The following is a 21303-nucleotide window of genomic DNA, read 5'->3' as shown; positions in this document are numbered from 1 at the left end:
TGGCCGCTTCCAGCTGGAAACGGCGGACGAAGCGCTGAAATCGGGCAACGAGTACCGCATCGCCTTCACTGCGCCACAGCTGGCAGCCATCGAAGGCTTCCAGGGCACGCTGGAATTTGATGCGCAGGCACTGGAGCTGGTAGAGATTATCCCGGGCATCGCTAAAGAAGGCCACTTCGGGCTGACGCAGGCGGCACAGGGCCGGGTAGCAATGAGCTGGAACTGGGCATCCGAAACGGTGGTGCCAACGGACAGTGAGCTGTTCACGCTGGTACTGCGCGCCCGCACGGACGTACAGCTGAGCGAAGCCCTGGGCATGAGCGATGCGGTCACCCCACGGGAGGCGTACGGCAATGGCGGCACCTTTGAGGATGTGGCGCTGAGCTTTGGGCAGAACAGTATGGCATCTGATGAAGCCTACTACCTTGGCCAAAACCAGCCGAACCCTTACCGGGGCACAACGATGATCCCATTTGAAGTGCCTGCAGAGCAGACGGTAACGATTACAATAAGCGACGTGGCAGGCCGGCTCATCCGCTCCTATGAAGTGGATGCCGCAGCCGGGCTGAATACGCTGAACGTAGAACGGCTAAAACTGGCAGCAGGGGTATACGAATACACCATGACTGCTGGCCGCTTCACTGCCACGAAGAAGATGGTGGTAGCCGACTAGATAAAATGGAGTGCCGCCCCTGACTTACCTGATTCCGGGCAAGTCAGGGGCAATGGCAGCACAAGCTCCAGACCATTAATTTGTGCAATTAATTACGGAAGGAGGTTGGGTGATGTATTCATCCAGCCTCCATTTTTTTTAAAAAAATACTGGCTCTGGGAATTTTTCTCTCCCGCCTGCTGTATGTATGTCTGACAACAGCAAACAACCCTTCATAAATACATCAGGGCGTATAGATTTTACGCTCTAAGGAAGTAGGCCATATTGTATCCGAACCGTAGTAGCGTTTCTGTACAGCGCTCTGGTGCCCGCCTGTTTGGGGTAGGGTATACCGTTTGGTGCGATAGGGTTTATGCAAGCATCTGGATACTGCGGTCGATGGTTCGAATCCATCTGGCGCTTAATCGTGCCATAGTTCAGCTGGTTAGAACACAGTACTTGCTTTCACGGGGCTTTGCCCTGTACCAACCGCCATTTTGGGCAATGGACTGATAATCCATCTGGAAGTTCTCAGGTTCTTCCCTGTAAAAAACCTGGACCGTACGTGCAGCAGCGGATGCCCGTGGATTTTACAGTCAGGCTGTAAGCGATTCACTATCCGAAGGGCTACCGGTTGGGCAGGATACCGTCTGCCGGAGGCCGTGCACTTGGAAAGATTTTGGTACTTCTCCGGTGGGAAACTACCGTGCAATGTACTGAAAGTCTTTTTCGTAGCGCTGTGTCATGGCAGGTACGCCTGCTGAACTACGGGGCTGCGGGCTAAGGCGATTCCTGGTGATGGGCCAGGATTGTCGGCTCAACTGTACAGATTGCCACAGACTGAATGCCGGGCTCGTATCCCTGGGATTGAGGCGCCGTTGCTGTACGTTTTGTAAGGAATCAAAACTTTTAAATAGTTCACAACTGCAAAAAACCAAGTCATGAAATTCGTAACGATCAGCCGTCATGAGATTGGTCTGTTATTCCGGGCCAAGTCCTTCGTAGGCGTGCGCCTCGAAGGTTGGCATGTAGTGGGCTGGAGGCAGGAATTGCTGGTGTTCGACCGGACAAAGCCATTGGTCTTGCCCATTGACCTGAGCATTTTGCTGGAGGATGAGCGCTTTCGGGCTGAAGTCCACCTGGTAGAAGTAAGGGACTACGAGCGTTGCCTGGCGTACCGGGATGGGCTGTTCGACAATCTCTTATCGCCAGGGCGCTATGTCTACTGGAAGTCTGGCATTGAGTATAACTTCCGGATGGTAGATACCCGCAAGGATGAAGTTGGGGCCGTTATCGAACCAGAGTTGCTCACCAAATTGGTGGTTTTCCGTCAGGTACACCGGTATGATGTGGCTGCTTATGAGACCGGGCTGTTACTGGTTGACGGTGAACTGAAGCAACAGCTGTCTGCCGGACGGCACTACTTCTGGAAAACGGCTGAGGACTTGAAAGTGCTTCTGGCCGACCTAAGGGTGCAGACCATAGAGGTCAGCGGGCAGGAAATCCTCACCAAAGACCGGGTGGGCATCCGGCTCAACTTCCAATTGCAATACCGGATCACCAATGTGGAGCGGGCATTGCTGGAAGTGAGTGATATGCCCCGCCAATTGTACCTGTTGGTGCAATTAGCGCTGCGGTCTTATGTGGGGACCCGGACGTTGGACGAACTGCTGGCTGGTAAGGACAGCGTCTACAACAGCATCCGGGACGAACTGGCTCAAGCCGCTGAAAGCCTGGGGGTAGCCGTCTTGTCCGGAGGCCTGAAGGACATCATCTTACCGGGCGAAATCCGGGAGATCATGAACCGGGTCCTTGTGGCTGAAAAGCAGGCTCAGGCCAACACCATCCTCCGGCGGGACGAAGCGGCTGCCACCCGTAGCCTGCTCAACTCCGCTAAGCTGATGGAGGACAACGCCATGTTGCTCCGCCTCAAGGAGATGGAGTACGTGGAGAAGATCGCCGAGAAGATCAACAGCCTTTCTGTCTCCGGTGGCGGACAGGTGATTGATCAGTTGCGCGAGCTTTTTATCGCGGATAAAAAGTAGACAAGGGTTTACTGTAGGGCTGCTCCGTTTGGGGCAGCCCTTTTTCAATTCGCTTAGAAATCAAAATCCAGGCGCATCGTCAAATTACGGGGGGCTTCCATAATGCCCGGACGGGGCGAGTAGGCCTGGTTGAGCAGGTTGTTGAGCAGCAAGGACAGTTTAACAGACTCTGTGAGCTGATAGCTGCCCCGGAGGTTGACCACGGTAAAGCCCCTGTCGTTGCGCTCCCGGAAGTCCTGAAGCCCGCTGATGAACAGCAGGAATGCCGCATCAATGGCTTCGATCTGGCTGTTGTAGAACGTCTCAACGCCAAAGGACGCCTTTTTATAATCCGCTTGCAGGTCGAGCTTGAACAGGTGGCGGGAGCGGTACTTCAGGATATTCTCATCAATTGAAGAGTTATTGGCGTTGATTTGCCCCTGCGTACGGTCTTGTCCGGCAGGCACTCGGATGGTGTCGAAGGCTTCAAAACGCGGGTCAACGTAAGTGTATCCGGCGAGCAGGCTTACCGGCAGGCCTAAAATTTCGCCTCTGCCAGCGGCAGTGATTTCAAATCCATCAATCTGGGTGTCCCCGATATTGATGGCCTGAAAGCTAAAGCCTACGATATTGAACTCCATCATATCAAAGTAGCGGGAGCGGAAAACCGCAAAGTCCAGAAACCCTTCAAAATTGGAAACCCGGAAGCCTTGCTTTGCCCCTAATTCTGCGGTCCAGCCTGTTTCAGATTCCAGAGTGGGATTGGGGACAATGCGCAGAGCGCCGGCTTCTGTCACGATATACTTTTCAGCTACGGTAGGGTAGCGGTAGCCCTGTCCCCAGCTCGCCCGCAGGAAGGTTGCCTTGCCTGCCTGATAGTTGAGCCCGAGGCGCGCTACGGGTTTGGCTTCTTCTTCATTGGAGGGGTCCACAACTCCGCCATCGTATTCAAAACCGGGATTGCGCAGCACATTGCGCTCGTAACGCAGGCCTAACGTAGCATTCAGTTTGCCAAAGAACTCCTTATCGAGCTGTGCGTAAGCCGCCAGGTTGCGGGAAGTAAAGGTCGTGTCTCCGTACAACTCGGCTTCGATGTCAGTACCGGAGCCTACCAGCCCGGCAGTGAAGACCATATTGGCCGCTGCCATCCGGCGCTGAAACTGGTACTCCGCGTAGAACATATCGGAGAAGTTGCTTTGATTGAGGTCATTCTCGTTATTGATATTATAAAAGCGGCTCAGGATGCGGTGGCGGTTGTTGGCGCCATCGTAGTAGGTGACGGTGGGGTCGATATTGTAGCGCAGGCGCTGCCGCCCGCCCAGGGTGTTGGGGGCAGGCTGATAAGCGGCGGTGTCACTGGCCCAGTAAAAGAAAGACGCCGTCTCTCCTGCATTGATATTGGCATTCAGCCCGATGGTCAGGCGGTCATTGGCGCGGTAGCGGGTGCTGAAATTGAAGCGGCCGGTACGCCGGAAAGTCCCTTCGTTGTAGCCTTCTTCATTGAGGTAATAACCGCCGAGCACCAGATCAAACTTGCCCATTTTACGGCGGTGGGCCATGCTGGCCCCAATGGTCCGCGGTGCGGTGTCCCACCACTTCAGGCGTTCATCTTCCGGACTGAAATGGTGGGTGTAAAAAACCGCCGCCTCGGTTTCCGGTTCAGCTGTGGCATAGGCCGTGCGCACGTTGATGATGCCGTTGAGGGCCGAGGAGCCGTACAAGGCAGACCCTGCACCTTTGACCACCTCCACTTGCGCGATATTTTCTATAGGGACGTCATCCCAATTGGGGAACCCCGCATCAGCAGAAAGGATGGGGATGTCATCTACAAGGAGCAACACCCGGCTGCCAGCCCCCTGTGAATACCCCGAGCCACCGCGGATATTGGCCTGCCCGTCGATGATGGTCACACCGGGCAGTTTTTCCAGTGCCTCGTCAATCGATACTTTGCCGGTGTTTTCAATCAGGCCGGGCTGAAGGACTTCCAGCGAAACGGTCACTTTGCTGAGGGGCTTGTCAAACTTCCCGCTGGTAACGGTTGCGGTTTCAAGAATGGTGGCCCGGGGGCTGAGGGGGAGGTCAAGCTGTGGGCGCTCGCCCGCGTCGAGGGTTACTGAGGCCGTGTAGGTCTCGTAGCCTATGTAGCTGGCTTTAAGCTGATATTCGCCGGGGCGTATCTTGAGCTCATAGTAGCCATCAAAATTGGTGACGGTGCCGGCCTCTCCCAGGCTAATAGTGGCGGCAATCAATGGCTCTCCGGTCTGTGCATCGGTAATACGGCCAGTCAGAAAAGCCTCCTGAGCCGTCAGGAAGGAGGCGCAAGGCAGGAAAATTAGCAGTAGGAAATACTTGGTCATATGCAATGAGTTAGATACAGCACCGGTCGAAAGTGGTGGCTGTGGATGATGTCCAAAATGTTCAGGGTGCTAATTTCAGGGTGTGTGGAACGACAAATGTAAGGCATTGGGCTTATTTGACAAGCAAGTTGGCCGAAAAAATCGCTTTGCACGCAGCCGACACATTCCAACAAATCTCTCCGGCTTTACCAAAAGTTTCCTAACTTCGTCAACTGAATTCTTTACCAAACAACACGATTATGAATCGAATTGTACTGATTTTCTTGGGGGTTATCCTTGCGGGCGTTGGGTACGCGCAGGATTGCCAGCCGGACGAAACCGTCCCGGATTCGGTGGTGGTCTCCCCACTACCATACAATGAAATGCTGCGCCCGGAGGGAGGGATTGCAGATACAGCCTGCGTGGGCAGTCCGTATGAGTTTATCTTTACTTTCAACATTCCTGAGACCTATGAGGTGATACCAGGCCTGCCTATTGCTTTGGTAGATGTGAGCATTCCTGCGGAAGATGGTTTGGGTAACCTGCCGGCTTCCATGGACTACGTTTGTAATCCGCCTAACTGCGTGTTTGCAGCACAGACCAAGGGTTGTATTATCGTATTCGGTACGCCTACTGCTGATGAGGTAGGGACGCATGATCTGACGATCGCTGCTGATATTAATGTCGGGCAGGTTCTTGGTGTAACGCTCCCTGGTGACTTGGAGAGTGGAGGACACTACTACCTTAACATCAAGGAAGAAGGGGGGGGCAACTGCTTCTCCAACACCAACGAGGACTTCGCAGCCGACTTTGGGCTGAGCAACCGCCCAAACCCATTTGGCAACTTTACGCAAGTGGTGGTGGATGCGAAGCAATCCGGGTTGTACCAATTTTTCGTTGCCGACCTGCTGGGCCGCGAAGTCCACCAACAGCAGATTCAACTCATCGAAGGTGAAAACACCATCGACTTTGACGGCAGCCAACTGGCAGAAGGTATGTACCTCTACGGTATTACCGATGGCCGCCACGCAGCAACTTCTAAAATGATTATCAACCGGTAGTAGCAATACCGTTATCTCCAAGAATTCAGTCCTTCTGATCGGAGCGGGGTGCTGCCCACCCTGCAGCGTGAAGCCCCGCTCCAACACCCTACAAAATTTTATTTAACTCCAATCCGTTCTTGTACAGCCATTTGTGCTTTGCAAGAACTGTTTTGGTCGTTCATTTAAATCAGAAGGACATGAAGTATCTATACCTAACCTTAATCTTTTGGGGCCTTAGCCTTTCGGCGAAAGCCAACTGCCCCGGCTGCACCGTCAACCTGCCTGCCCTCCCTGAGGATACCATCTACATCTCAGCTGCTACGGACGGGCAAGTCGGCCAATACTATGTTGAAGACCTTTCATTCCGCCTGCCCCAGACCACCACGCCTGTAAATGCTACAGACCCGGACACACCTCCGGGATTGCCCATTTCGGAAATGACGATCAGCTCAGTCGCTAATGTGCCTCCCGGGCTACAGTGGGAGGCTAATCAGCTGTCCTTTGACGTAAGTGAAAACACCGATGGCTGCGTGCGCTTTTGCGGTACGCCGCTGATCCCCGGGCTGTACGAGGTGGAAGTGATCATCTCTGCACAGGTTTTGGTCGCTACGCAGACCTCGGCAGTGACCATCCCTATCCTGATTCTGCCGGGACAGGCGGTTTCAGAAGGCTTCACCATCGACAACACCTCGGGCTGTGGGGAAGTGGTGGCGAATTTCACGAACAATGTCCCGTCCAATGGTACCGATGGCTTTAATTACATCTGGGACTTTGGCAATGGCAATAGCTCTGAGGCGGAAAACCCGGCTGCACAAGTGTACGATGCTCCGGGCCAATACGGCGTGAGCTATCAGGTGATTGTGGACACCTTTGGGCATCAGCTCACCGAAGTCGTGGTGACGGATGTGGACTGTAATGACCTGTTTGGGGGCGCTCCGGACCTGGTGCTGGAAGTGTACAACCCGCTGGGCGTTAAGGTGTTTGCCTCTGATGTGGTGCAGAATGCGAACCTGCCGGTTGTGTTTAACCCCGGCACCTTTATAGAAGACGGGCCCTACCAAATCCGTGTTATCGACGATGATCAGGGGCTGGACGGAGGCGATGATGTCTGCGGCGTTTTTGGCTTTGTGAAAACTTCCAATGGCGAGTTGGAAGACGATGGGGCAACGGTGGAGATCAACATCATCCACCCGGTGGATACCATCCGCTCCGAAGGTCTGGTGACCGTCTTTGAGCAACCTGAGCAGCCGGAACTGCAAGGCTACGACGGCGAAATGCTGTGTGAAGGCGACTCCCTGACGCTGCTGACCAACTACACCGAAAATACACAATGGTATCAGGACACGGTGCCTCTGCTCGGTGCCAATGGCGATCTGCTGCCGGTTGGCGAAAGCGGCTTTTACTGGGTGACCTACACCAATGCCGATGGCTGCAGCGCCACCTCAGATACCGTTTTGCTCGATTTCAATGAGCTGCCCGAATTCCCGGTCTTCCAAAATGACCAAAACCTTCTTTTTCTGGTAGCCCCGGAAGCCTTGCCGGAGCCCTACGAATTGCAATGGTTCCTGAATGAGCAGGCACTTGAGGGCGCTGATGGGCTGGAATACTGCATCAGTGTATCCGGGAGCTACACCCTGGAGGTGGTCAATCCGCTGACTGGTTGCAGCCGGACGTACACGCAAAGCATGGTTTACGACCCCGCTTTTCCCAATTGTATGCCGGTTGGGGTAGCAGAAGCTGCTTTGGAAGGCTGGAAGGTGTACCCGACGCTGGTTGCGCCCGGTGCCCCCGTATGGATAGCAGATGATGGGCAGTCCGGTCCGGTGGAGGTCCGTTTGCTCAATACACTCGGTCAGCAGTTGCAGTCCTGGTCCTTTGAAGCCGGGTTAAACGGAAAGGCTACCCGCCTGTTGCTTCCTCAAACCGCAGCGGGCGTTCATTATTTTTGGGTGCAAACCCGGGAGGGCAGTAGTAGTTTCCCAATTGTCATACAAGGACGGTTGTAAAGGTGCTGTTGTAAAAAAGATTGTACGTTAACCATTAAAACATATGAAAAATCATATATTGAGGGGCTAAACAAGCAAGAGCAACATAAAACGGATAGGGCGCAGTGTTCCGTCTGTACCAGCTACTGATTTGGTACTCAGCAAAGTATCTGAAAAAAGCGTAGCTTTACGGCCTGAACACTGTACATAATCCCAAATTCGGTGACGGAACCGAAAGTCTAAACTGAGCATGCATGAATTTTGGTTTCCGAATAGGAGACCCAAATTCATGTAGACTCTAATCCAGGTGTTAGGTAGTCGGTACCCGGTGGAATATCCCACCACACTCTTGCGAACCCTGAATTATGACAGTTGAGATTAGAAGAAAAGAAATAGGCAACCTTCTGCTTGAGAACATTCCTGATATACCCGTACTGCTGAAAGACAGGCTTCAGTTGTACCAGCAGACCCGTGAGGCCGCTCTGGCTGACTGGCTGCCGGATGGTAGTGGATTGTTGATCTCTACCCGCTTTGGGGAAGCCGCTCAGATACACGAAGTGGTCCGTCCGGGGCACTTCCGTAAGCAACTTACCTTTTTTGACGAGCCGGTCTACATCGCCCGCACCTGCCCCGATGCTGACCGTCAGGGGTTCCTGTTTGCGCGGGATACTGGTGGCAATGAAGCGTTTCAGCTCTACTTTTATGATTTGCGGAAGCAGGAATACCAAATGCTGACGGATGGGGAATCCAAGCACAGCAGTGGCGTATGGAACCGGGAGGGCAGCGCCTTTATTTACAGCAGTACCAAGCGCAACGGCATTGATCAGGATTTGTACCTCTACGATCTGGCAGGCGGCACAGGCGAACGACTGGCTTTTACCGGTAAGGGCTATTGGTACCCGGTCGCCTGGGCACCGGGCGGGCAGTATGTGACCGTCATCAACTACCGGTCGATCAACGAAAGCCACCTGCATATTCTGGATGTGGAGACCGGGCAACTGCAAACGATACAAGCAGATCCTAATATTGCCTGCCGCTCCGGTATATGGTCGGCAGATGGCCGGCGGATTTACTACACCTCTGATGCGGGCAGTGAATGGCGCTGGCTGATGGCCTATGATTTGGAAAGCGGTGCCACGCAGGGCATCACCCGGGGCTTGGGCTGGGAGGTGGAAGGGCTGCAGCTCTCTGCCGATGGGACGCAGCTTGCCTTTGTGATCAATAAGAACGGGATTTCTGAGCTCTATCTGTACCATACGGCACAAGATGAATACAGTAAGGTAGAAGTATTGCCAACGGGCGTGATTACGGATATGCGCTGGCACCCCAAGACCCTGCGCCTGGCGCTGACCATCAATACCCCGCAGGCTCCGGCCGACGCTTATGTGCTGGATGTAGAAACGATGGACCTGCAGCAGTGGACCTTCTCGGAAGTGGGCGGTTTGGACCGCAAAGGTTTTGTGAAGCCACAGCTCATTCATTATCCGACTTTTGATCAGGTAGCTGGCAAAGACCGGGAAATTCCCGCCTTTTACTACCGGCCGGAAGCGAAAGACGAGCCTGTGCCCGTGCTGATTTACATCCACGGCGGCCCGGAGAGTCAGTTCCGCCCCGGCTTTTCACCGGCTTTTCAGTATTACCTCAAAGAGCTGGGCGTAGCGGTGCTGGCCCCTAATGTGCGCGGCTCGTCGGGCTATGGGAAGCACTACCTCAAGCTTGATAATGGCTTTAAGCGGGAGGATTCTGTGCGGGATATAGGGGCGCTGCTTGACTGGGTTGAACAGCAGCCCGAACTGGACAGCCGTCGTGTGGCGGTTATGGGCGGCTCCTACGGCGGGTACATGGTACTGGCGAGCATGTCGCATTACAATGACCGCCTTTGTTGCGGGATCGACATCGTAGGCATCAGTAATTTTATTACCTTCCTGAAGAATACCAAGTCTTACCGCCGCGACCTGCGCCGGGTGGAGTACGGGGACGAGCGTGATCCGGCTATGCGCCGGCATCTGGAGCAGATTTCGCCCACCACCAACGCTCATAAGATCACCAAGCCCATGCTCATTGTGCAAGGGCAGAATGATCCGCGTGTACCGGCAAGTGAAGCCGAGCAGATGCTGCGGGCCATCCGTAAGAATGGGGGAGAGGCCTGGTACCTGCTGGCTAAGGATGAGGGGCATGGCTTCCGGAAAAAATCGAACCGCGATTTTTACAATCAGGCGGTAATCTTATTCCTGCAGACTTACCTGATGCAGCCGCTGGAGGTGGCGGTGCCTGAGGCGTTGGTGACGACTTAGGGCTTTGATTGTTCCTGTTTCAGGGGTTTTTCCTTAAGATTTTATTGAGAGTAGGGTGCGACTTCTACGAAGTCGTTAGGGTTTGTTATTGCGTGGATGAGTAAGGTATAACTTCTACGAAGTCGGTGGGCTTTGTTGGTGTGGGATTAGTAAGGTGTGACTCTACCTGGCTTCACCGTGCAGACTGGTTCTACGAATTCGGTGGTTTGCGATGTTGCCGGGGATACAAAATTATAGGTAAGCTCTTGAATAAGTGTGTATAACAAATTGCACAAAACAGAAAGGGACCACCTGCTATCAATACAAGGGGTGCAACACTCTGCATTTAAGCGAGGTAGCTGCTGGGGTAGAGCTTCCCGCTCTGCTCCAGCTTATCCACGAGATGCATAGGCAGGGCGCTCAACTCTACACATCAGAAGCTTGTTAGGTGTTCTGTAGTCGATTGGCCGAATTCTTAGATGTGCGGATCACGGTATTACCAATTTGCCTGAACCAGGCCAAAACCACAAATCAAAGCTCGAATGGCGATAGAAAAATCAACACCGGCTTCCGGCCTTTCCAGGAGAGGGGCTCCCCTGGCGGCTTCCGCTGCCCGGGTGGACATGGACCTCTTCTTTGAAGCCGCTCAAAACCTGTATGATCCGGAGGAGAATCCCGAAGGGTACTTCACCCTAAATGTGGCGGAGAATGCCCTGATGATCCCGATGATGAAGGCGCGCATAAATGAAATTTTGCAACAGGGAGATGTTCCCGAATGGGCCTTCCAGTATACGGATCCGAATGGGCACCCGGAGGTCCGGGAGACCGTAGCGGCATTTATGGAGCAATACCTGTGCCAATGTCCCATTGCGCCTGATTCCATCGCCTTTTCTGCCGGTGCTGCAGCGACCATAGAGGTGAGTACGTTTATGCTGGCGGACGAAGGGGATGTGGTGGTGATTCCAGCCCCCGCTTACCCCATGTACACCAATGATGTGGGCTTGAAAAGCGGATTGCAGCGCTACGATTTGCAAACGCATCACCATCCTGCCGATCATGGTGACCTTTCCCCCCTTACCACCGTACACCTGGATGCTGCCTGGGCGGATATCAGCGGGCAGGGGCAAAGGTTCAAAATCCTGTTGCTGACCTCACCGGATAACCCTACCGGCTGTATGTACTCGGAACAACAGCTGAGGGAGATTGCCGAGTGGTGTATTGCGCATGAGGTGCACCTGGTTGTCAGTGAAATTTACGGCTTGTCATTGGTGAATATTGAGGACGATGAAATCCGGGCAGATTATACGCCGGCAACGGTGCCTCAATCTTTCGCACAGCTTATGGCGGAGCTTCAAAGCGATTACCTGCACCTCTGGTACGCCTTGTCCAAGGATTTTGCCATGTCCGGATTCCGGTTTGGTATCGTACATTCTTTGAATGAAAGCTTCCTCAAGGGTTTTGGGAATGTCAATATCCCGCAGATGGTCTCCAACCTTGCGCAGTGGGTGATCGGGGAGCTGATGAAAGACCACGCCTTCCTGGAGCGCTACATCGCAACCAACAAAGCCCGGCTTACCGGGAGCTACAAAGCAGTCGTCAGGGCCCTTCGGGAGTTGGAAGTACCCTACGTCCCCAGCCGCGGCAGCTTGTTTGTTTGGGCTGATTTTTCCAAATACCTGAAAGAGGATAGCGAAAAGGGGCAGGAAGACCTTTGGATGGATATTTACCACAGTACCGGCATACTGCTGACGCCCGGTGCCGGATTCCAGCACGAGAAATACGGGGTGTTTAGGATAGTCTACACTACGCTGCCTTTGAGCCATTTGGAGGTGGCGCTGGAGCGGTTGAAGACTTTTTTTCAAGACCGGGCCAGTTGATTCACTTCCTTTCAGTTTTGTTTTTACAGAACTGTGGCAATGTGTCTTTTCTTACCATTTTTTGCAAATTAATAAATAGAAATTCTGACAAAATTCTGACTTATAAAAATATTTTTAGTTAATATTTTCTTAAAAAATCCGTGGCCAAAACAACATTTGCATTTCCAAGGTTAGGCGTGTCATTTTTCACTTCAAACTATGAATATGACACTGTCAAAGACCCTGTTGTCAGGAGCATTCCTGTTCCTGGCCACCATGTTCACGCACGCCCACGCACAGCAGAGCGCTGCCATTCAGGAGATGCTCGATCTCGAAGCCGATCAGTATTTTGCCGACCGGGACAGCGCTTACCTTGATCCCTACTACGGATTGAAAAAGCTGATTTATGGAAATAAGCGCTTTGCGGAGAACAAGAGTATCAAACCGCGTCAGACCGACGAAGACCTGCGCAACAACGAGCTGGGGCAGAAGCCTTTTGCTACGATTATTGGCTGTGCGGACAGCCGTGTGCCCAATGAGATTATTTTTGATCAGGGGGTGGGAGACCTCTTTATTACCCGTACAGCTGGGCAGGTGATGGCTGAAGCTTCTTATGGGACCATTGAGTACGCCACGGTAGTGCTGAATACCCGTCTGATTGTTGTTCTGGGCCATGAATCCTGCGGAGCTGTAAAGGCAGCTATGCAGCTGCCGGAAAACCCTCCGGGCCACGTGGTGACGCTCATCAATGCCATTAAACCCGCTTCCCTTTACGCGAAAGATAACGCAAAAGGCGAGGATGACATGCTGGATACCGCCGTTCGCAAGAATGTACTGGAGCAGGTTGAACTTCTCCGGGGTCTGGAACCGGTACTGAGCCGCAAGTTTGCAAGCGGTGAAGTCCTCATCGTCGGCGCAGTGTACAACCTGCACTCCGGTCAGGTGGAGTTTTTGGAAGAGACGATCAAGTCACTGCCAAAATTTGTTCAATAGCCTATGAAAAAACTGCTGTTACTACTGCTGTGTGCATGGTTTGCCAGCCCGCTTGCGGCCCAAACTGTTGAAGAAGACAAACTGGGAGCCTGGTACATGTACTTTTACAATGCCAGGTTTGGAGATGGCCCCTTCGGGATTCAGGGCGATTATCAGTTCCGATTCTGGAACTTCGGCAATGACCTGGAGCAGGTGCTGATCCGAAATGGATTGACGTACACCCCAAAGGATGCTGGTGTAACCTTCACACTGGGCTATGCGAGTATCACAACGGGCACACCGGGAGAAAGCACCAACACGGTCCATGAAAACCGGATTTATCAGGAAGCTCTTTTTTCCCAGCGGCTGGGTGGCCGTTTTCTGCTTACCCACCGTTTCCGGTCGGAGCAACGCTGGCTGGAGGATCAGGACTTCCGTACCCGCTACCGGTACAATATATTTGTGAATGTACCGCTCAATGCCACCGATTTTGGGAAGGGAGTCGTCTACCTGGCCCTGTACAATGAGATTTTCATCAATGGTCAAACCGATATTGGAGACGGGCGTGAAGTGCAATACTTTGACCGGAACCGGACCTATCTTGGTATTGGGTTCGGGCTGCGTGACAACCTGCGCATCCAACTGGGCGCTATGAATCAAACCACCGCCAACTGGAGCAAATGGCAGGCACAATTCAGTGCGCACCATAACTTCTCCTTTAGGTAAGATTTTATCGTAAAAGCCAAAAATGAATTGCACCCTGTACGGTTTATTCGGTACAGGGTGTGTTTGTTAGGTAGTACCGGTCCGGCTAGACCTTCCTTTGCAAAAGGAACATTGGTGCAGGGATACCCATTCGGGGTATTGGTCAAACCGCTTCCTGCTCACGGTCGGGGAAGAAGTATTTTGTGGTGGGGGCAAGCAAGCTAAAGTCAAAGATGACATCGGAGGGGGGCGTAATAATTCTTAGCGAAAGCAATGAAGCAGACTGAACCCGACATCAAGTACTACTTTCCCCGATTAGCAATACGCTTCATATCTATAGCCAGGCCTTCTGTGATTTCCAACTGATCCTCCCAGTCGTAAATGCGCCACGCGTTGTTGCCTTGTTCGGCAATCAGCACCTTTCGGGTATCTGTAAAAATCCAAACGACTTTGGCTACGCCAAATTGAATCAGGTCCTCTGTTTTTTCATGGTAGTACCCTAAAGGGTTGCGGACTTCCTGAAGATCTGCTTTGGTATCGATCTCGATCACTAATTCAGGGGGAATATCCAAATACTGATCGTTTAAGTCTTCCACCAAGTCCGATTTGATTACGGCTATATCCGCTGCTCTCCAGGCGTTTTTGCCAAAGCGCAGCCCGAGCTCGTTCGTAAAGATCAGGTATTCATTTCCATAAAAGGATCGGAGGAGATAGATCAACTCTGCAACAATGAGCGCTTGTAGTTTGCTGCTACCCATGATTTCATCCATTTGCTTGTTACCGGTCAGGTAGTCCTTGTAGCCTTGGTAGTAAATGGGCTTGCCGCCAACCATTTCATAGACCAGACTTTTAGGGATTTGCTCGGTAGCTTGTTCCATCATTTGACGATTTATTGAAATGGTAAACAAACTGGGGGCAGTGTAAGTTCCCTGTGCTATTTTATCCAAGTGCTGCAGCTCAGAAACAGGCAGAACTAGCAGTGCCCAGCATTTAAAGCCCCCGTCCTGTCGTCCGGTTTCCCGCTGGGCGATAGTTTACCTAAGACTTAATACTCACTCAGTCAGCAGCACCACTGACACCCGCTGCCCGCACACTCGTTCAGTAGTCGCCCGGGCTTGTAGGAGGATTTGTATCTTTCTGCCGTTTCCCGGATATATTAAACCTTGTAGCTTATGACTAAACGCGCGCTTACGCTGATTATGGGGCTGTTTTTGAGCTTGAATGTGCTTGCGCAAAAGGTAGATGCTGACCTTCCGGCGGAAGTGGTCTACGAGATGAAGCGACAACTGTTGAAAAACACTGCTTTCCACAGCTTTGTGTACTTCAGCAATTATTCAGTTGAGAGAAATGGCAAGGGCAATGCTTTCGATCATGAAGCATTGCAGCTGGAAATGGTTGGTTTTGGATTCCTGCCTGGAACCTTATTTCTTCGGGTCAAAAAGTCAGCCATAGACGGTATCCTAGGAGAGAAGTATACGCTTTACGAAGTTGATTTTTCTCGTCAGGATCAGGGAAATAATGCGATTGATGCATGGGCGAATGATAGATTTAGAGGTGCTTTTCCAGGTAGTAGTGGCTTGTTTGCTGTGAAAAACAACAATGAGGTTATATTATTAAATGTTAAAGGCGGTGGCGTTACGACAAACTTTTCAAAGGTTGTAAAAACCGACATTGCTGATCCAAAGTCCTTCGAAGTTTTTTTTAAAATACTTCGATATCGCATTTTTCCAAATGGGATATCCATTGAAAAAGTCCTTAAGGATACAGTTGTTTTAAAGCACGTTTACGAATGGGGTAATGGAGCTAGATGGGAGTATCAGTACTTTGTTCCGGCGTCTAACCCTATGAACTACAGAAAAGTCGAACTTGCCAAATCTCCTGCTACAAAAAAGGTGCCATATGTGCCCCACCCAAGAAATACAGAAAAAGCCACATTCAGCGGCACAGAAGACAAAAAGCGCTATCTCTTCGAAGCCCTTATGGAAAACCTATACCTATATAAATTCCATCAAAAAGTCAGCGCTTTGCCTGATAGTGTAGACCCGGAGACTTTGTTAGACAGCCTAATTCCAGACTACGATGTATACCTGCCTCGTATGTACCACCTGAGGTATGGCTGCTGCTGGGTAAGTGAGCCACGGGTAGCGGATTTGCAGGCAAGGCTGCCAGAGATGATGAGCTTTAGCTATGATTATGAGAGGGAGCCTTATCTTAACGGAACTATCGATTATAAATTTGTTTCGGCTGAACACCGGTTTTATTATCGTGATATCGAGTATTATAAAATCTACGTCGATAGCTTGCTCTTATGGCATAAGAGAGAAGACCCGCAATTTGCGGATTCCATAAGCTGGGACGATTTTAACAATGATAACATTTATGATACCTATTATCAGCCCCAATGGAAAGCCATAACCGAAAGGGCGTTGCGTTATTCCTATCCTTTAGTAGTAAGCCCGGAGCCATTGCCAGCAAGATACCTTTCCCAATGCGCCTGGGCTAACAGTCTAGGCGCGGCTAATAACCACTACGACTATCCCTATCATTACATTAAGCAGCCTCGTGCCAATCATTATCTGCTGGCATTGGACACGGAGACCCGGGATGTGTACTTCATAAGCGGGAAAGATATCTTTTTGACCAAGACTGTGCCTTTGTATCTGCCCTATGTGGAGGACAAGGAGGCCAGGAGGCGTGTTCCTGTGCATCGTGATCCTGATTACAGCTACCTCTATAAGAAAGGAGATTGGCGAATGCTGTTTACTTACATTCAAGACCGCCTCTACCGCTACCTGGTAGAACGGCTGGACCGCAGCAACGTCATCTACGAAGATGAGGAGAAGGTAGTGCTGCGCTGCAAGGGAGAAGAGTACAAAAAAGAAATCGAACTGGAAGTCACCCTCTACTTTGATGATCCGGAGAATTTGGAGGTTAAAAGGCTCAACTAAGCTTTAAAATAACAAGCCATGAAATACATTATCACTGCTGCTCTCTTGATGCTAGGATGGACGGCTCAGGCAAAGATTGAGATTACGACAATGGTAGACTGTGCCTGTGAAGGCATATCACAACAAGCCTTTGCGGTAATAGCGGAAGGGAGCGCCGGCCCTTTTCAGTTTTACTGGAGGGGACCGGAGGGCTATACCTCTAGAGAAAAAGAGCCGGGAGACATAGAATTGCCAGGTGCTTACCGGCTCAGCATATTAAATAGTTATGGGTGTGTGTTCAAATACCATGTAGAGCTTGCAGCCTGTCCTGGTCCTTCGTTTGACTTTGAGATAGAGCCTAATGCTACGGACAAGCCGGGGCAACTTTCCGTAATAGTGACTGGTTCAGACAATTATATTTCCTACGAATGGTATAAAGAGGATGACACCCTACTGCCACAAAAAGGGAAGTATCTGAAAAAAGCCCCTTCAGGTATTTATTATCTGGTAGTCATCAATGAAAGGGGCTGCAGATTCACCTCTCCTACGGTTAAAGTACCCGATTGGTAACCGTTGATATAAACACTGTAAGTGCAGTAAGAAACCACTTAGGCAAAAGTTATGAATGTGGAAAAAGCGTCTGGCTATTTATCGAAAAAGGTCTTAGTTCTTGTCTCATTATGGGTGTTTGCTCCGGTGATTGTATGGTCTCAGTATCTGGATACTCTGAGGGTTATTGATTTTTCAGACTCCTCCTTTCAGCAAGATATGTGTGGGGTAGAAGGCTTTTATCAAAAAGGGTTTACCAGGGGCAGCTACGGGGCAAAAGGAGCACCTAATGATTGGTGTGCTTACACCGATGGGTTTAGTCACCTCGATACTGTCGCAATGCGGGTGTCTTTGGAGGCCGGGAAGAGCTATCGCTTAACCCTGAATGGTAGGGCTTCCGGCCTGGGACAGCAGATTGACTTTTGGTACACAGCGGTAGGCGTTGAAATAAAAGCTAAGGTTATTGCTTTAGGGGTGCCTCTGGACAAGCTTAGTTATGATGAGCCCGGTGCTAGTATAGCAAGCCGGATCTTCTCCGTAAAAACAGACGGTAATTACTGGGTCGTTTTGTCCGGCAGTAGCTCTAGCAGACCGGGTGTAACAGTTTGTCTGGACAACTTTTTAATCGAAGTGGTCAATGGTGAATCGGTGCCCCCGCTGTCTTTGCTAGATAGCAACGGCAAGCGTATTGTACAAGCCCCCAGGATTTTGTCCGGGCTTTCGTCTACATTCTGCATATCCCCTGATAAAAAACCCACTGGCGAAGTGGCGTTAAGACTGAGCTTAGCTGCTCATGATTCCCCCCACTTCGATAACTTTACCCCTGTATACCTGAACTTTCCTGCAGGAAGTACGGAGACCAAGTGCTTCGAGTTATCGCCAAATCCAGATACTATTTATGGTGCGTACGTATTCCAACTCTCTGATAGGGAAGGGAAAGGCGTTATGCATTTTGAAGTAACTGTCGAGCCTCCGTGCCGGGATATTTCGGGACCGGATCGTACTATTTGCGCCGGAGACAGGATTCAGTTAGGTACAGGCTGCTTACCGTGGCCCCACCCGATAGATGGAGTGGATTACTGTTATGCATGGAAGCCCAGAGAAAACCTATTTACCCATCTTAGCTCATCTATGCCTACTGTTTTCCCTACTGAAACGACGACTTACACTGTATATGTTACAGATTCTAATGGAGATCTCATTGCAGAAGACCAAGTAACCGTAAACGTCAACTCAATCAAAATTGAAGAATGGGACAAGCCTAGAATATGCCCTGGAGAATCTGTGACTATTGCTCCTGTCATTTTAAGCGAGGGCAAATATAGTTATCTGTGGGAGAACGGTGCGACAACTCCTGCGGTTGAGGTAGAACTATTGCATTACACAAACTTTGGGCTTCGAATCACAGATGAAGACACGGACTGCAAAGAGCAATTTGAGTTCCCTGTTTTTGTCGAAAGGCCTCCAGATATTGGAATCATTTCTACTTATCCCGAGCTATGTGAGCTGGCAGACCCTATAGGTTTAAAGGACGAAGATCCTGTTTCGAGGAGTTCAAATGAGTGCCCGCAAACCTCTACCAATTTGTATGCAGGTACAGGAATTCCTGGCTATTCCTACGAATGGTCTACCGGAGAGACTACTGATAAAATCACTGTAGACGAGGCTGGGTTTTACTGGGTGACCGTTACCAAAGATGGAAAAGCCTGTAGTGCTACGGATGTTTACGAGGTAGGCTCCTGCGCTACTGCGGAAATACAAATAGGAGAAGATGTGGCCGGCAACCCTATTTTAGATGCCGGAGGAGAACCGGGAAGTACGTACGAATGGCAGGATGGATCTACTGCGCAGACGATCGAGATTACGGGTCTAGGTTTTTATGCTGTTACAGTAACAAATAGTGAGGGATGTATAGCGAAAGATGGATTTATCGTAAAGGGTTATGAATACGATCCAGAAGATGTTTTTTTGGTGTACTATACAGAGTGGGGGAATGAAAAAAACGTAGACATATACATTCAACATAACCTGCAACAGGGGCAAGACAAAACAGAATATCAGGAAATTATTCGAACGGCAGTAACGGGAAAGATTGCAAATTTTAATCAAAAAAACATTCGCTACTTTTGGAATGAAAAGGTTGATCACCAGGTAAACAAGCCTATTGTGCGGGGGCAGGGCAAGTTTTTTCCTATGATCATTGATGGTTATCCTGGCAAGGAAGAAAAACTACGGATAAGGCACTTTTATACTGGATCTCGGTTTAAGCCTTATCATTTCAAATTAAAGATTGAACACAAAGAGCATCGAGGGGAACTAATAAAAGGGGAAGTCCAACTCGACAATCCAGCAATCTTTCCTTTGTTCGAACCTGCGGCTCCCGATTTTCCATTAGGGTACAAAGGTTTTGGTCAATACGTAGAGGCAGGACTCTTGGTTGGCGAATCTGAAAAGAGCGGGCAAAGGGATAGGTTTGACCGACCTGCGTTGTCTATGAATATTGAATTCGAGCCTCCTCTTGCCAAGCCAAGGGGCTACCGCTATGCCTTATTTCTAGACGGAAAGCCAGCACCCCAAAAATACGAGATCGAAGTAGGAAATTCGGTAGTCCTTCAGGTCAAAAATGAAACGATAGGAGAATTTGTCAGCCAGGGGGATCATAGGGTCACCGATTTACATTGGACGGAAAATAGAGTTAGGGTTAACGGAGCTAACGAGAATGGTGGGTACACCTTTACCTCTTTACCCTCAATGAGCGGAGAAGAAGTTGTAGTACGGGTACGCTTTATGGAAACCCGGACCCAGAAAATCATCAAGCGCCACATTACAATGAAGTTGGTGACTAAAGACTATACACCTGGGGTTTCCATTACCCCAGCAGTAGATACAAGCGAAGCAAAGGGTATCTGCGTGGGTAGCCCCTGTGAAGCCGGCAGTAAGTCCCCATCAATCTATGCTGAGCGGGCGTTAGCTCAGTTGCGGCAAGATACAGCTCAAACTATTTATAATTCTATTCTTTCACAGCTGGAGGAGGAAGGTTACCATCTCGATATCCGATTGAGAAGTGAGCCGGGGGAATGCGAAGTAAATAAAGGGCATGAAGTACAGTATTCTGATAATGCATTTTATTCCCTAAAAGTAAATTGGGAAAGGTTGCTTTTGGGCACGACTGAAACTACAACCCTAAATCGTGCGCCTGGCAATCGGTTAGCAGATTGTTTCAAGCATACTTCCCTGCTTGTGACTCTATCTGAAAGTCAGAAGGAGGAAATAAAGACATTGATTTTGGAGGCAGGAGAAGAGGTAGTGCCCGTTTACGTAAGATACATTGAGCAACGCTCCCCTCTGTTAGGTGCCAAACTGGCAAGCTGGATTACCAATGAGGATGACCTTAGTATCACAGCATTAAGAGATAAGGCAGATCAAGTGGATCAACTTTATGAAGAAAAGAAACTGGCCTATGAGTTAACCGAGGAAAACTTCCCATCGCACAAACAACTGTTGCATATCGACGATAAAAAGCTAATAGTGATCAATATGTATGTGAAGGCATTATCTTTCATCCCTACTTATGCAAGCTATACATCCGGGTTTTGGTCAGGAGCAGGCTCCGAAGATATTTGGGATTATTACAAAAGCGAAAACCCGGATTGCCATCAAATACGCCGCTTGCGGCAGCAGAAATACCGGGAATGCCTGGCGCATGAGTTAACCCACCTTTACCTCATTAAAACACAGCCGCTGTCTTATCTGAAATGGGTGTTAATTCAGGATGCTTACGGAAAAGAATGTGGCGGTTTTTATTCAAAAGGGTATTGCCCCTTTTGCAAGATTCACGACCCTACTGCTGCTGGCTCTAATGACGGAAGCCATGCTTCCCAGCCCGAGGCTCATCGCTCTGTCTTTAGCATTAGCGATTGAAAGATACTTTAGGTGCAAATCTATGGAACTTTGAAAAGACACAGAAATGCTTAAAATAGT

Annotated in this window: 13 protein-coding genes; 11 read left to right on the top strand and 2 right to left on the bottom strand. The window is 50.4% G+C overall.

From position 1 onward, the window contains the following. Both RIC19_RS05510 and RIC19_RS05505 read left to right on the top strand, forming a co-directional pair. A partial coding sequence (locus RIC19_RS05510; protein WP_350177293.1) for a T9SS type A sorting domain-containing protein occupies positions 1–673 on the top strand: 673 nt, incomplete at its 5' end. A 920-nt stretch (positions 674–1593) separates the two neighbouring features. Beyond that, positions 1594–2697: a slipin family protein gene (locus RIC19_RS05505; protein ID WP_350177292.1), complete on the top strand. Its 1104-nt coding sequence runs from the start codon at positions 1594–1596 to the stop codon at positions 2695–2697. A 53-nt stretch (positions 2698–2750) separates the two neighbouring features. Here RIC19_RS05505 and RIC19_RS05500 read toward each other — a convergent pair whose 3' ends face one another. After that, a complete protein-coding gene (locus tag RIC19_RS05500) occupies positions 2751–5033 on the bottom strand; it encodes a TonB-dependent receptor (RefSeq protein ID WP_350177291.1) in 2283 nt (760 codons plus the stop codon). 239 nt (positions 5034–5272) lie between these two features. Between RIC19_RS05500 and RIC19_RS05495 the strand changes: the two genes are divergently transcribed. The 6 genes from RIC19_RS05495 to RIC19_RS05470 all read left to right on the top strand — a co-directional run bounded on the left by RIC19_RS05495 (position 5273) and on the right by RIC19_RS05470 (position 13867). Further along, a complete protein-coding gene (locus tag RIC19_RS05495) occupies positions 5273–6073 on the top strand; it encodes a T9SS type A sorting domain-containing protein (RefSeq protein WP_350177290.1) in 801 nt (266 codons plus the stop codon). Positions 6074–6252: 179 nt separating this feature from the next. Beyond that, the gene (locus RIC19_RS05490; RefSeq protein WP_350177289.1) at positions 6253–8061 is read left to right on the top strand and encodes a PKD domain-containing protein; all 1809 of its coding nucleotides are present in this window, start codon (positions 6253–6255) and stop codon (positions 8059–8061) included. 344 nt (positions 8062–8405) lie between these two features. After that, positions 8406–10334 (top strand): S9 family peptidase, encoded by a 1929-nt coding sequence (locus RIC19_RS05485; RefSeq protein ID WP_350177288.1) that lies wholly within the window; start codon positions 8406–8408, stop codon positions 10332–10334. Positions 10335–10855: 521 nt separating this feature from the next. Then, a complete protein-coding gene (locus RIC19_RS05480) occupies positions 10856–12190 on the top strand; it encodes an aminotransferase class I/II-fold pyridoxal phosphate-dependent enzyme (protein ID WP_350177287.1) in 1335 nt (444 codons plus the stop codon). 198 nt (positions 12191–12388) lie between these two features. Beyond that, positions 12389–13162, top strand: coding sequence for a carbonic anhydrase (locus tag RIC19_RS05475; RefSeq protein WP_350177286.1), 774 nt, complete (start codon positions 12389–12391; stop codon positions 13160–13162). Positions 13163–13165: 3 nt separating this feature from the next. Further along, positions 13166–13867 (top strand): DUF2490 domain-containing protein, encoded by a 702-nt coding sequence (locus RIC19_RS05470; protein ID WP_350177285.1) that lies wholly within the window; start codon positions 13166–13168, stop codon positions 13865–13867. Between the two features lie 281 nt (positions 13868–14148). Here the strand turns inward: RIC19_RS05470 and RIC19_RS05465 are convergent, their stop codons facing one another. Continuing rightward, positions 14149–14727, bottom strand: a complete 579-nt coding sequence (locus RIC19_RS05465; RefSeq protein WP_044224788.1) for a Uma2 family endonuclease — start codon at positions 14725–14727, stop codon at positions 14149–14151. 291 nt (positions 14728–15018) lie between these two features. Here RIC19_RS05465 and RIC19_RS05460 point away from each other — a divergent pair, with 291 nt between their 5' ends. From RIC19_RS05460 to RIC19_RS05450, 3 genes are read left to right on the top strand one after another with little or no spacing between them, the layout of a single operon-like run. Continuing rightward, positions 15019–16794 (top strand): hypothetical protein, encoded by a 1776-nt coding sequence (locus RIC19_RS05460; protein ID WP_350177284.1) that lies wholly within the window; start codon positions 15019–15021, stop codon positions 16792–16794. A gap of 18 nt (positions 16795–16812) precedes the next feature. Beyond that, positions 16813–17343, top strand: a complete 531-nt coding sequence (locus RIC19_RS05455) for an immunoglobulin domain-containing protein (protein ID WP_350177283.1) — start codon at positions 16813–16815, stop codon at positions 17341–17343. 57 nt (positions 17344–17400) lie between these two features. Further along, positions 17401–21243 carry a hypothetical protein gene (locus RIC19_RS05450; RefSeq protein ID WP_350177282.1) on the top strand — a complete coding sequence of 1281 codons (3843 nt, stop codon included), beginning with the start codon at positions 17401–17403 and terminating at the stop codon, positions 21241–21243. Positions 21244–21303: the final 60 nt, after the last annotated feature.

Origin of the sequence: Phaeodactylibacter sp., assembly GCF_040219495.1 — a bacterium.
In the GTDB taxonomy this organism is placed as follows: domain Bacteria; phylum Bacteroidota; class Bacteroidia; order Chitinophagales; family Saprospiraceae; genus Phaeodactylibacter.
The sequence above is the reverse complement of the archived record's forward strand: the minus strand, read 5'-3'. Positions and strand labels throughout refer to the sequence as shown.

What these genes read in the sequence shown, in the direction of transcription:
- RIC19_RS05455 (WP_350177283.1), top strand. Translation starts at nt 16,813, where the DNA reads ATGAAATACATTATCACTGCTGCTCTCTTGATGCTAGGATGGACGGCT.
- RIC19_RS05495 (WP_350177290.1), top strand. Translation starts at nt 5,273, where the DNA reads ATGAATCGAATTGTACTGATTTTCTTGGGGGTTATCCTTGCGGGCGTT.
- RIC19_RS05500 (WP_350177291.1), bottom strand. Translation starts at nt 5,033, where the DNA reads ATGACCAAGTATTTCCTACTGCTAATTTTCCTGCCTTGCGCCTCCTTC.
- RIC19_RS05485 (WP_350177288.1), top strand. Translation starts at nt 8,406, where the DNA reads ATGACAGTTGAGATTAGAAGAAAAGAAATAGGCAACCTTCTGCTTGAG.
- RIC19_RS05505 (WP_350177292.1), top strand. Translation starts at nt 1,594, where the DNA reads ATGAAATTCGTAACGATCAGCCGTCATGAGATTGGTCTGTTATTCCGG.
- RIC19_RS05475 (WP_350177286.1), top strand. Translation starts at nt 12,389, where the DNA reads ATGAATATGACACTGTCAAAGACCCTGTTGTCAGGAGCATTCCTGTTC.
- RIC19_RS05460 (WP_350177284.1), top strand. Translation starts at nt 15,019, where the DNA reads ATGACTAAACGCGCGCTTACGCTGATTATGGGGCTGTTTTTGAGCTTG.
- RIC19_RS05480 (WP_350177287.1), top strand. Translation starts at nt 10,856, where the DNA reads ATGGCGATAGAAAAATCAACACCGGCTTCCGGCCTTTCCAGGAGAGGG.
- RIC19_RS05490 (WP_350177289.1), top strand. Translation starts at nt 6,253, where the DNA reads ATGAAGTATCTATACCTAACCTTAATCTTTTGGGGCCTTAGCCTTTCG.
- RIC19_RS05465 (WP_044224788.1), bottom strand. Translation starts at nt 14,727, where the DNA reads ATGATGGAACAAGCTACCGAGCAAATCCCTAAAAGTCTGGTCTATGAA.
- RIC19_RS05470 (WP_350177285.1), top strand. Translation starts at nt 13,166, where the DNA reads ATGAAAAAACTGCTGTTACTACTGCTGTGTGCATGGTTTGCCAGCCCG.